Origin of the sequence: Rhizobium sp. Root491 (genome assembly GCF_001427205.1) — a bacterium.
GTDB lineage: Bacteria > Pseudomonadota > Alphaproteobacteria > Rhizobiales > Rhizobiaceae > Agrobacterium > Agrobacterium tumefaciens.
In genome coordinates, this window is record NZ_LMFF01000005.1 from 73,927 (window position 1) to 85,914 (window position 11,988).

At 59.6% G+C, this 11,988-nt stretch carries 9 protein-coding genes and 1 pseudogene; 2 read left to right on the top strand and 8 right to left on the bottom strand.

Features of this window, described 5'->3' with window-relative positions; translation table 11 throughout:
• Positions 1 to 106: 106 nt before the first annotated feature.
• From ASD46_RS09870 to ASD46_RS09890, 5 genes are all read right to left on the bottom strand, one after another.
• The gene (locus tag ASD46_RS09870; RefSeq protein ID WP_025591403.1) at positions 107 to 706 is read right to left on the bottom strand and encodes a hypothetical protein; all 600 of its coding nucleotides are present in this window, start codon (positions 704 to 706) and stop codon (positions 107 to 109) included.
• Positions 707 to 1,211: 505 nt separating this feature from the next.
• Positions 1,212 to 1,610, bottom strand: a complete 399-nt coding sequence (locus ASD46_RS09875) for a DUF1419 domain-containing protein (protein ID WP_060642154.1) — start codon at positions 1,608 to 1,610, stop codon at positions 1,212 to 1,214.
• 90 nt (positions 1,611 to 1,700) lie between these two features.
• Positions 1,701 to 4,958, bottom strand: coding sequence for an error-prone DNA polymerase (locus ASD46_RS09880; RefSeq protein WP_060642155.1), 3,258 nt, complete (start codon positions 4,956 to 4,958; stop codon positions 1,701 to 1,703).
• A complete protein-coding gene (locus tag ASD46_RS09885) occupies positions 4,955 to 6,466 on the bottom strand; it encodes a Y-family DNA polymerase (RefSeq protein WP_060642156.1) in 1,512 nt (503 codons plus the stop codon). The genes ASD46_RS09880 and ASD46_RS09885 overlap by 4 nt, the downstream gene beginning before the upstream one ends.
• Complete coding sequence (locus ASD46_RS09890) at positions 6,387 to 7,139, bottom strand: ImuA family protein (protein WP_060642157.1); 753 nt, start codon at positions 7,137 to 7,139, stop codon at positions 6,387 to 6,389. The genes ASD46_RS09885 and ASD46_RS09890 overlap by 80 nt, the downstream gene beginning before the upstream one ends.
• Positions 7,140 to 7,421: 282 nt before the next feature.
• On the opposite strand from ASD46_RS09890, the gene ligD reads away from it, so the two are divergent.
• Both ligD and ASD46_RS09900 read left to right on the top strand, forming a co-directional pair.
• Positions 7,422 to 8,474 (top strand): non-homologous end-joining DNA ligase, encoded by a 1,053-nt coding sequence (gene ligD, locus ASD46_RS09895; protein WP_060642158.1) that lies wholly within the window; start codon positions 7,422 to 7,424, stop codon positions 8,472 to 8,474.
• 59 nt (positions 8,475 to 8,533) lie between these two features.
• On the top strand, positions 8,534 to 9,298 hold the full coding sequence (locus ASD46_RS09900) for an SOS response-associated peptidase family protein (RefSeq protein WP_060642159.1): 765 nt from the start codon (positions 8,534 to 8,536) through the stop codon (positions 9,296 to 9,298).
• Positions 9,299 to 9,744: 446 nt separating this feature from the next.
• Here the strand turns inward: ASD46_RS09900 and ASD46_RS09910 are convergent, their stop codons facing one another.
• From ASD46_RS09910 to ASD46_RS27940, 3 genes and pseudogenes are all read right to left on the bottom strand, one after another.
• Positions 9,745 to 10,503: an SDR family oxidoreductase gene (locus tag ASD46_RS09910; protein ID WP_060642160.1), complete on the bottom strand. Its 759-nt coding sequence runs from the start codon at positions 10,501 to 10,503 to the stop codon at positions 9,745 to 9,747.
• A gap of 26 nt (positions 10,504 to 10,529) precedes the next feature.
• Complete coding sequence (locus ASD46_RS09915) at positions 10,530 to 11,117, bottom strand: DUF1349 domain-containing protein (RefSeq protein WP_060642161.1); 588 nt, start codon at positions 11,115 to 11,117, stop codon at positions 10,530 to 10,532.
• A 340-nt stretch (positions 11,118 to 11,457) separates the two neighbouring features.
• Positions 11,458 to 11,577: pseudogene (locus ASD46_RS27940) on the bottom strand (hypothetical protein); the annotation flags it as partial.
• Positions 11,578 to 11,988 lie beyond the last annotated feature (411 nt).

Consider the following 11,988-nt stretch of genomic DNA (forward strand, 5'->3'; position numbering starts at 1 on the left):
TCCGAGGCGGTGGCCGGCACAGGCCCTCGTGACTTCGAGCTGACGAGAACAGGACACCTTCGTCGACGTGAACAAAGGCGGGGCCGGAGCCCCGCCGTGATGGATGTTATTCGAAGGCTGACAGCTGGACTGCTGCCGCCTTGCGGTCGAGCGTCTGGCCGGGATTTTCGACCGGCCGGTCGAAGGGTTTCCATGTTTCGCCCACCACCTGCTCATAGGCTGCGACAGCGCCGACGGCCGCCATTCTGAGCGCATGTGCCTGGATGCCCATGTCGGCTGCGAATTCGCGCTTGCGCTGGGCGGCGCTCTCATAGCCGACCGGACCGTCGAGATCCTCGTCGCGGGCATCCGCAGCGCTCTTGGCGGTGGCGTTCCGCGCCTCGGTGACGGCGCGGGAGTAGAACTGGCCGGCGCCATGGGCCGATCCGACATAGGCCCCGACGATGCGCTGCAGATGGATCTGCATCGCCCGGTCGCCAAGGCCATCGGAAAGTGCGGTGGCGGTTTCGACGATCAGGCGCTCGTGCATGTCACGGATGCCATCGCTGTCGACAATGGCGGTCCCGAAGCTTTCGGCGATCCGAAGCGCCTGTGCTTCATCGGGGCATGAAAGGCGGACCATTTCTAGGGTGGCGCCTCTGCGCAGCGGCACGACGCGGGCGGATTGGCGGATTGATTGACGGGATTGGGTTGCTGACTTTGCCATGGTGGTCTCCTTTGCTTCGCCGAAGTGTCGGCCCCCTGGCCGTTCTGTCCTTCGGTGCGGTCGAAAGGAACAGGCGCAATCCGGGCGGATCAGGGCCCGGGCAGGCCAGATCGAGCGAAGCAGGCAGGCGGTCAAGCAGGGGTGACAAGCCCTTGCGAAGCCCGCGTGCCTGCTTTGTCGAGAGCGGCATGACCGGCCGCCCCGCGGCGCGACAGCGGCCTTGAACCGAACGGGCGCCGGTTCAGACGCCACGAAACCGAAGGACGGAACGGCCAGAGGCAAACCCCGGATGCCGAAGCTGAGAGGAAACCACGCTAGACCTGCGCCAGGCCGCGCCGATCCAATGTCCAAGCCGCAGCTTGCCCAGTCATCACAACCGCCGGCGTCACTATCGGCTCGTGGTCCCGTTTGGCCTGAGCCACCTGGCAGATGGGCACGGGCACGCAATGATGCGATTGCATCCTCCTGTCGCGCGAGCGTTCACGAAAGTCCATCGACGGAGGAATTATGCCGCATAACCGAGACAATCGTCCGCAGTGCGCGACCAAATATGTTCCAGCTTCTCGTCGTGCGTCATCACAAGGGAGGGCCTGGATTCGCGTTCGATGACAGCGCTTTGCATGCGTTCGGGCGAGCTCTTGTCGGCCAGGTCGCAATAACCGCGGAAGTGCCGGAGGCACCCGTCGACCGGCAGAGAGAAGAGGATGCTGGTGACCAAACCGTTCGGGAATTCGCGCATGGCGAATATCCCGGCCTTGATCGAGAGCGGCGGCAGTATCTCAAACGTGTAGTCGTGTGATGCGTCGGCGATCTCGAACCATTCGCCGCTGTAGAGCGCGCTGTCGTCCCACTCCCATACATGCTCAGCCTCGTTCGGTAATGATCGCGCTGATGTGGCACCCATGGCTGCACGCCAACTCTACTGTTTTCCAAAAAAATGCTGCGGGGGCCCTCGAGGGACGCCAAGCGGCGCGGCTCCCGGGATAGCGAAAAATCACTGAAAATTCCGACTTTTTATCTTCAGCGTATCGATATGGAGATCGGGTGTGAACATGTCCCGCGGGACAACAGGCTTTTGTCGATCACGCGAATCCGGCCCGCCGCCGCCGTGGGCAAACTCGTCGCCCCGCCCCGCCGGCAGCCTGAACCCGGTATCCCGATCAGCCAGACCGACAAGGTCCGCTGACAGGTCGAAGAGTTGCTGCGCGACAAGATGCACGACCTCCCCTTCCCGCTGAATCCGCCCATTGATTGCCATCATCGAGGATCCGAGCACCACGCTCCTGCGCTTCTCGAACAGTGACGGCCAGACGACGATGTTGGCAGGGCCTGTTTCGTCCTCGATGGTGATGAACATGACACCCTTGGCCGACCCGGGCTTCTGGCGCACCAGCACCAGACCTGCAGTATAAACCCATCGCCCATCCCGAGCATTCATCGCCTCCGCACAAGGGATGATGTTGCGTGCCGACAGGTCCCTGCGCAGGAACGCAACCGGATGCTGCCGTAGCGTCAAGCCCGTATGGCTGTAATCTTCGATGACGTTGTGCCCGTCCGTCATCTGCCGAAGGGCGACCTCCGGCTCCTGCTGCTCAGCAATTGCCGCCATCTCGCGCTCAGTCGCGGCGGCAAACAACGGCAATGGCTCATCACGCAGCGCCTTGATGGCCCAGAGCGCGTCGCGCCTCTCGAGTTTGAGCGATGGCAGAAAGGCATCGGCCTCTGCCAGCTGGACAAGGGCCTCCGTCGGCACGCTGGACCGACGCCACATGTCATCGACGGATAAGAAAGGACTATTCATGCGTGCCGTCACGATCCGCGCTGCGTCAGCGACAGCCAGTCCCTTTACCTGCCGAAACCCAAGCCGGACAGCATGCCGATCAATGCTGCCGATCTTTTCCAGAGTGCAGTCCCAGCGCGAGCGGTTGACGCACACAGGTCGCACTTCGACGCCATGCTTGATCGCATCACCGACGATCTGGGCTGGAGCATAAAAACCCATCGGCTGACTGTTCAAAAGCGCCGCGCAAAAGACATCCGGATAATGGCATTTGATGTAGTTCGATGCATAGGCGATCAGCGCAAAAGATGCCGCGTGACTTTCCGGAAAACCGTAGCTGCCGAAACCTTCGAGCTGGGAAAAGGTCTTTTCGGCGAACTCCGCCGAATAACCGTTCTTGACCATGCCGGAGACGAGTTTTTCCTTGAAGCGGGAGACCCCGCCGGTGAACTTGAAGGTCGCCATCGACTTGCGCAGCTGGTCGGCCTCGCCACCGGTAAAACCGGCGCAGACCATGGCGACGCGCATGGCGCTCTCCTGAAACAGCGGCACGCCCAGCGTCTTGCCGAGCACGGCCTCAAGCTCGGGTGTGGGATATTCGACCGGCTCCTTGCCTTCGCGGCGGCGAAGATAGGGGTGCACCATATCGCCCTGGATAGGACCGGGTCGGACGATTGCCACCTGCACGACCAGATCGTAGAAGGTGCGGGGTTTCAGGCGCGGCAGCATCGCCATCTGGGCGCGGCTTTCGATCTGGAAGGTCCCGAGCGTATCGGCTTTTCGGATCATTGCGTAGGTGGCTGCGTCTTCCTGCTGGATCGTAGACAGATCGAGATCCTCGCCCTTATCCTCACGGATGAGATGAAACGCCTTTGCCATGCAGGTGAGCATGCCGAGTGCGAGCACATCCACCTTCATGAACTTCAGCGCCTCGACATCGTCCTTGTCCCACTCGATGATCTGGCGGTCCTTCATCGTTGCCGGCTCGATCGGCACGAGATCGTCCAGCCGGTCATGGGTGAGGACAAATCCTCCCGGATGCTGGCCAAGGTGGCGTGGCGCACCCATCAGCTGCTGCGCCAGTTTCAGGGTGAGCGCTAAGCGCCGGTCGTCGGGGTTGAGATTGAGCTCGCGGATGTTTCGGTCGGGCACTTCCTCCGACCAGGACCACATGCCTGATGACAGCGCCTTGATCACGTCTTCCGGCAGGCCGAGCGCCTTGCCGACATCGCGGATCGCTCCCTTGGCACGATACCGCGTAACGGTGGCGCAGAGGGCTGCCTTGTCATGTCGGTAGGTCTTGTAGATCCATTGGATGACCTCCTCGCGCCGTTCATGCTCGAAGTCGACATCGATATCCGGTGGCTCGTCGCGTTCCTGGCTGACGAAACGCTCGAACAGGAGGTCATTGGTCGAGGGGTCGATCGATGTGATGCCGAGAATATAGCAGACAGCGCTGTTGGCCGCCGATCCCCTGCCCTGACAGAGAATGCCCTGGCTTCTCGCAAAGCGCACGATCGAAAACACCGTCAGAAAATACGGCGCGTATTTCATGGTGCGGATGAGATCGAGCTCGTGCCGAACGGTCTTTAAAACATCCGGTGGAAGGCCTTCCGGATAACGGTCAGGCGCGCATTCCCAGACATAATGCTCCAGCGAGGCCTGCGCATCCTTGCCCGGCACAATGGCTTCCTCCGGGTACTGGTAGGTCAGTTCCTCAAGCGAGAACGTGCAACGACGCACGATCTCCATGCTTCGTGCCAGGGCCTCCGGATAGCGCGGAAATAGGCGAGCCATTTCTTCCGGAGGCTTCAGATATCGGTCGGCATGACGCTCGCGCTCGAAGCCGACATCGTCGATCGTGGTATTGTGCCTGATGCAGGTGACGATGTCTTGCAACTGCCGCCGACCCGGCTCATGAAACAGCACGTCATTGGTGACGACGGTTTTGACCCTGAACCGTGCCGCCATGTTGGAAATCTCATGGAGCCGCATCTGGTCGTTGGGTCGCCGGCGCAGGCACAGCGATACATAGGCGCGATCACCAAAAACGTGCGCCAACTTGCGAAGCTGTGCTGCGCATGTGGCGTCCGGCAGATCCGGCACCAGAATGCCGATCATGCCTTCCGAGTAAGCCATGACATCGTCCCAGTGCAAAATGCAGTTGTTCTTGCCGCCGCGCGACTTGCCAAGCGTGATGAGCCGGGTCAGCCGCGAATATGCCGGACGATCCATCGGATAGACCAGCAACGACATACCGTCGGCGAGGTCGAGGCGACAGCCAACGACGAGGCGGAGACCCGTCGCGCGGGATGCTTCAAGGGCGCGGACGATGCCTGCGAGCGAATTACGATCGACGACGCCGATCGCACTGATCCCAAGGAGTTTTGCAGTATCAAACAACTCCTGCGCCGACGAAGCACCACGCAGAAACGAAAAATGTGTCGTGACCTGGAGCTCGGCATAGCTCATGCGAATATCCCGTGGCAGAACCAGCGGTGTGACCCGGTTTCCGGATCAATACCGTCGCCGGAGCGGAACACCCAAAGACGCTCACCGGATTCGTCCTCGATGACAAAGTAGTCGCGCACGGCGTCCATTTCGGCATCTCGCTGCCACCATTCCCCGAAAATGCGTTCCGGGCCGTCGGCACATTTGACCTTGCGGCGTTTGCCACGCCAGACGATGGAGACTGGGGGCCGGTCCGGCATCAGCGCGATCGCCTCGATCAACTCAGGTCTCGGCAAGAGACGAACGGGGCGGCGCCAATGGCTGACCCAGGCAACGGCGATCGGTTCGGCGACGGGGCTGATGCGCTGGACAGAGCGTTCCGGCACATCGGAGGCGACCGGTGCGACGCGATATACCCTCTGCCCCCGGTTTCCATAGAGGTCGATCAGCGGCGTGACATCGGTGACGTCATCCTCGACCAGAGCAGAGGCTTTCTGAGCCTCCTCGAGAGGCTCGGCTATCACGGCGAGCAGGATCAGCTTTTCGATCCCGAAGCCCGGCTCGATCTTTTCCGTCCGGTCCCGAAACAGTTTTGTCAGCCAGGCGACATCTCGGGCGGGCCTGGCGGTTCCGGCGCGGATGGCCTGTCTGGTACCGTCGACCTTCTCGACGATCAGGTCGGCACGGCGAATGCCAAGCCCGCGCTTCTGGAGTTCGTCAACGAGTTGGACGACCAGACGGCCAACATATTTATTGATTGTTTCCGCAGCCCCGATCGGTTCGGCAAAGGCCTTGGAGACTTCAACCAGCTCTGCGGTCCGGATCGGTTCGATCGGTTCGGCGACACGACAGAGCATCTGGTCGAGACGGCGGCCGACCTCCGGACCGAAGCGCAATGTCAGCGGGGCCCGCGGGGTGTTGGCAAGCTCGCCGATTGTCTGGAAACCGAGAATGCGCAGATCAGAGACGATCTTTGACGGCAGGCGCAGAAGCGAAATCGGCAGTTTTTCGACGGCACGGGCCGTCTCGCCCGGAGGAACGACAATCGTTTCGCGATTGATTGCGCGGGCGCAAGCATGGGCAGCACCCCAGCTGTCGGCAACCGCCACGCGCGCCGTCAGTTTTCGGGCAAGAAACTGGTTGGCGATCTTCGTCACCATCGGCAGTTCACCTCCCTGCAGATGATCGGCGCCTTCCGTATCCATGACGATACCATCAATCCCGTCGACGGCGACGATCGGCGAATAGATCGTCAGCGCCCAGAGCGTGATGCGCTCGAGCGCGGCTCGATCGGCTTGCGGATCTGCGTCAACCAGCATCAGGCCGCGAAACACCGACTGCGCCTTTGCCGCCGCCATGCCGGCATGCACGCCCGCCTTTCTGGCAGCCGCATCGGCGGCAGACACCCATCGCTTCGAACCGCTTCTCGCGATCACGGCGATTGGCTGTTCAGGCGGAATAGACGGATCGGCCCGACGAATGCGATCCGTCGGCAGATCCGGAAGATAGATCGAGACGACCCTTGTCATCGCACGCCCTCACGAGAAACTCAGCACACTCACCCGCTTTCACGCGCATCAATTCCAGAAACCATTGAGGCCTGCCCACCCCCGGTACCGGCAACTCCTCTGACGGCATCACGCTGACACGCCATCGCGTGGTCGAGGCCGTCGGCTGCCCAAAGTCATTGGCCTCCGTCTGTCGCCGCCATCGGCGGACCGCGAGCGCCATGGTCCCGGTTCGCTCGGCTGCAAGCTGCAGGCGGCGGGAACTGACCATAGGCAGGCGAACAAGTTCACCGACGACGGCACCAAGTCCGCCGAAGGAAAGGCCCTCCTCCATATTGGCCAGCACATCCTCTTCCTTGTCGGATTCAACAAAGATGACGCGGTCGGGATGCAGACCCACATGGGCAAGAGCTGGAAAAAAAAGATCCGGCCGCGTCAGACACCAGATGACGGGGCCTTTTGTTCTTGCGGCAATGCCGGCAACACAAAGGGCGGCCGCTGCACCATCGACAGTACCGGAGCCACCGCCTGCAAACTCGTGCAGCGCGCCATAGGCGAGGCCCCCGCCAGGCAAGGCCGCATCGATCTCGGAAACGCCAAAAGAAAGTGTTCCGGCCCGCTTCGCGGATACCCCTTCCATCGACGCGATGCGGTCTCGCAAGTCGCAAATCACCCTCTGGCGGGCAGCAGTCATCGTTCACGGCTCCCTTCAAGGTCGTGTTCAAAGGATCGACATTATGTCGTACGGGCCATATGTTCATTGTTTGTTCTCGTAATGCAAAAGAGTCAAGCACCACATGGTTGAGGAATATTATCCCAGTATTAGCAAAGTCGAAGATTCGAAAAGGATTCAAGGAGGTAAGGGAAAACAGAAATTTTTGCAGCCCTTGCGTCCGTCGGGTTCAAAACGGTGGATAGCGGGGATAGATGAACGGCGTCACAATCTTCTTAAGGTTTTCGTGCTGAACTCGTTTGCATGACGAAGCCACCGAGATCAAAGCCGCTCCTTCGTGATACCGAAGCTCCGCTACGGTCAAAGCCGCGTCGGAAGCGCAATCCCGCACAGCCACAGCTGCTGTTTGATCCGATGCCCGATCGCGTCGAGCCGGCGCTCGCCCAATTGAAGGCGCACCCTCCACAAGGCGACCAATGGAGCTGGGAGCTGAAATGGGATGGCTATCGCCTGGCTATCCATATCGAGCCGACAGGGGTCCGCATCCTCACGCGTGGTGGCCATGACTGGACGCACCGGTTTCCGGCGATCGAGCAGGCTGCCCGGGCGCTTGGTCCGGCAACGATGATCATTGATGGCGAGGCGGTTGTGCTTGACGATGAAGGGCGGCCGGATTTCGGGCTGCTGCAGAAATCGTTGGGTGCGTCTGGAAAGACGGCTGGCAACCGAGCTTCGGACGCCATCCTCTACGCGTTCGATCTTATTTATCTCGACGGCCATGACCTGCGCAACATGGAGTACCGTTCGCGCCGGCATCTTCTCGAGGATACGCTGAAGGGGCACGACGGCGCGATCCGCCTTTCGGAAACCATTGACGCCGATCCCGCGATCCTGCTGGAACACGTTGGCAGCCTTGGCCTCGAGGGCATCGTCGGCAAGCAATTGGATCAACCCTATCGCTCCGGCCGGACCGGCGACTGGGTCAAGATCAAGTGCGTTAAGAGCGAAGCCTTCATGGTTGTTGGCTACGAGCCATCGACGGCATCGTCCGGCGGCTTCGGCTCTCTGGTGCTTGCTGCCTATCGCGGTGACGAGCTCGTTCATGTCGGGAACGTCGGGACGGGCTTCAGGCAAGCCGAGATGAACAGGCTGCGCAAGATGATCGACAGGCTGCGCTGGAAACGGAAGCAGCCGCCTGTTCGCTATGCCGAAAAGGCAGACATCATTTGGGTCGAGCCGACTTTGATTGCCGAGATCGAGTTTCGGGCCTGGACGGCGGACGGCAAGCTACGCCATGCTTCCTACAAGGGATTGCGGGAACGACAAGACAATGCCGACGTTTACAGGCTCCAGTAGCGAAGTAGGCGCGATGCCGTGAACACACCGCATCTGCTTCAAGCGGAGGGCTTTCCAGCATGTGCAACCTTTATCGGATGGAAGACAAGGACTGGGTCTCGAAATGGGCTCAGGACGCCGAAAGCCTGATCAACCTGATGCCAGCCTATCAGATGAACCCCGACCAAATGGGGCCGATCGTCCGCAACACGGCGGAAGGCAAGAAGCAGCTTGTGCATGCGCGATGGGGATTACCTTCCCCTCGCTTCTCCTTGGAGAAAGCGGCCAAAGCCAAGGCCGAGAAGCTCGCGGCCAAGGGCAAGCCATTTGATCTCGAGGAGCTGATCCGCATGGAGGCCGACCGCGGCACGACAAACGTGCGTAAGCTCAATTTCCCGCACTGGACGCGATGGTTCGACGTCGAGCACAGATGCCTTGTCCCAGTCACCAGCTTTGCCGAACCGGATCCGGCGAGCAGAGAGGAAGGCGGCAATGTGCCCAATGCCTGGTTTGCCCGCGATGACGAGAAATCGCTGATGTTTTTTGCCGGCATCCATGTGCCGCAATGGAAGAGCGTCCGGAAGGTTCGGGACGGACTCACGATCGACGACCTCTATGGTTTTCTGACCACGGATCCCAACGATCTCGTGAAACCGATCCATGAGAAAGCCATGCCGGTTCTGTTGCTGACGAAGGAGGACACGGACATCTGGATGCGGGCGCCGTGGGACGAGGCAAAACATCTTGTCCGCCCGCTTCAGAACGATGCGTTGATTATTTCGTCGCGAGAACCGTACGGGTCCACCGTCGTGTCGAAATCGGGCGAACCGGTTGACCAAGACTGATTTGTGTAGTGTCTGATCAGGCGGCACTGGCGCCGAGAGGCGTGGCTGCTCGATGTCAAAGTTTAAGTCTTCCCGCGCTTTCCGCCACGTTTGCCCGCCAAGTCCACCAGCCGCCGAAATGTCGGACACTCCATATGTGAGGGTGCCGGGCAATCGGCGACATGACGGAGCGTATCGCGTAGCGCCGCCGTTTCCCTGATCTTTCGGTCAATTTCGTCGGCCTTCGCGTGGATAACATCACGCTGGATGTTCGGAAGTGCATTTCGACTAAACATTCCCCGCCAATCTCCCACAAGCGAAAACCCCGCCGATAGCGTCCGCCTGATCCACTGCAACGTCGCTTTCAAAACACCTCCCAATACCCGAAAGGTCGGACTGTAATTGGAGGTGGAGTCGACTCGGGCGATTCGGTGCGTCAACCAAAATAAGTTCAACCGTGAGTGCGTTCACGGTGCGATTCCGCCAGCAACGGTCAATATCGTCCCGGTAATAAATCTGGCCATTGGTGACGCGAGCCAGACCGCCGCATCTGCGATGTCTTCCGGCTCCGCTATGCGCCCCAACGGGGTGGCACGGGCAACTTTCCCGGGTCGATCTGGGTTGCCCTCACGCGCGTGGATATCTGTCGCGGTCGTGCCTACGCGGATCGCGTTCACGCGAACTCCAACGGAACCAAGCTCCTTGCCGGCACCGATCGTCAGTGTTTCCACCGCGCCTTTTGAAGCCGCATAATGCACATATTCCCCTGGACTACCAAGCGTCGCCGCGAGGGACGACATGTTGACAATCGAGCCACCAGCACCACCACGATCGGACGCCATCCGCTCTATCGCTTCCTGGAGGCAATAAATCGTGCCAAAAAGGTTGGTCGCGAAAGTGGCTTGCAGGGCACCCTCGGTCAAACTTTCGAGCGTGGACGTTCCTCCGATGATCCCGGCATTATTAACAAGGCAGTCGATCGGGCCGAGTAATTCATCGCAAGTGCGGAAGAGATTTTTTACCGCGTTGCGATCCGAGACATCAGCGCCAACAGCGATTGCCTTCGCGCCCTCGGCCTCGCAACGCTCGGCCGTCGCAGATGCGCCTTCAGCGTCAGAGTGATAGTTCACACACACATCGTATCCTGCCCGCGCAAACGCAATTGCAGTTGCTGCACCAATCCCTTTGCTGGCACCTGTTACAAGGACGATAGATCGAGAAGGCATTTGCGAAGAACTCTCTTAAATAGCTGCTAGCTGGACAGGTCGTGGAGATCGGTAGTGATCGCCGCACCGACTGAAAACTCCGAAAACCGAACATCCAGTCCGCCACGCTCAGGCGTACATGCAGTCAAACCAACGAAATAATGGGAAACTTTAGGAAACGGAGCAAGCCGCAGCAACGGCCAAATGCTCCCATTGGAGGATGCCTGAATACGCATCGTGCCTTCCTTCAATGTGATCCGGATATAGAAATCTTCAAGCTCCTTGAAGGGCTGGGACACTGACCAGTCGGATTTTCCATCGGTAATGACTGTGCTGAGAAACCGTTCGCCATCTGTAAACTCAACGCCTGACTTCACCCATCGATTTTCATCAATGCGCACCATAAGACCGGCCTGATCGTAGAGAGACCGGAATTCGCCTTGGACGCGGACACTCGCTGTGAAACCATCCGCGAGCGTTACACCTAGGAAATGGCCACTGTCGCGCGTGAAGCCGTAATGCGTTTCACGCCAGAAGTCAGTGTTTGCTTCGGTGGTTAAAGAGAGACCCGTCTCGGTGGCTTCCCACACTACAGGTTTATTCAGCCACTCGGCTTCTTTGAGATTAACGTCCATGGCACTGTCTCCGGAATTGCCCTTGCATCACTGCTGGTGGGGCTATTGCCCGACTCAACGGATACCCGTGATCATAAACCTGGTAAAGTGAGTGTTGGCCTGCTGCCAGTTTCGTGGACACCAAGTTAAGGTGCTTCCAACGAAACTGGAGTGCATAAATGCAACGAAGGAAGTTCAGCCGCGAGTACAAGCTTGAGGCAGTGAAGTTCGTTAGGGAGCGTGCGGTCACACCGTCACCGAAGCGCTCGGCAAAAATCTTTCGATGGCAGTTGGTAGCACTATAGACAAAGCGCCTGACGGTCAGATGCAATTCGATCCGTCGAGCCGTACACGGCAGATCACCGATCACCGGAGGGGAACGGCTATGAACTCGACGGGAAACGGTCCCGCAGTGGGGACATATGGAGTCCGTTGACCCGGCGGACGCAGTGACAACGATCGCGTCGGTGGCATCATGCACCGATTCAACGTTCAAACCGGCCGGGATCAGATCGGAAGTCGAAACTGGGCTCGCATGGCGCTGATTCTCCTTCGGAAATCACACCAATTGAATCCGAAACATCATTGAGAATGAGTCAGAGCCCAAAAAGATCCCCACGGCCATAGTCGCGACGCGCTGCGTGAAGGGCAATGTATTGCGAAGATTGCCAGACGTGTTCGTCACCCCCCTCTGGCATAAACTATGCCACACAAACGATTTCCGATTGCGTGGCATAGTCCTTGATTGGCGGCGGGGATATCCCCCACCGAAGCTCACGTCGTTGACCGATCGCCGATCAAAACTCCTGCCAGTCGTCCTTTGACGTATCGACAGCAGCGTTACCGGAGAATGCGGATGCAATCTTGCGGCCAAGCGCGCGTACGGGGGATG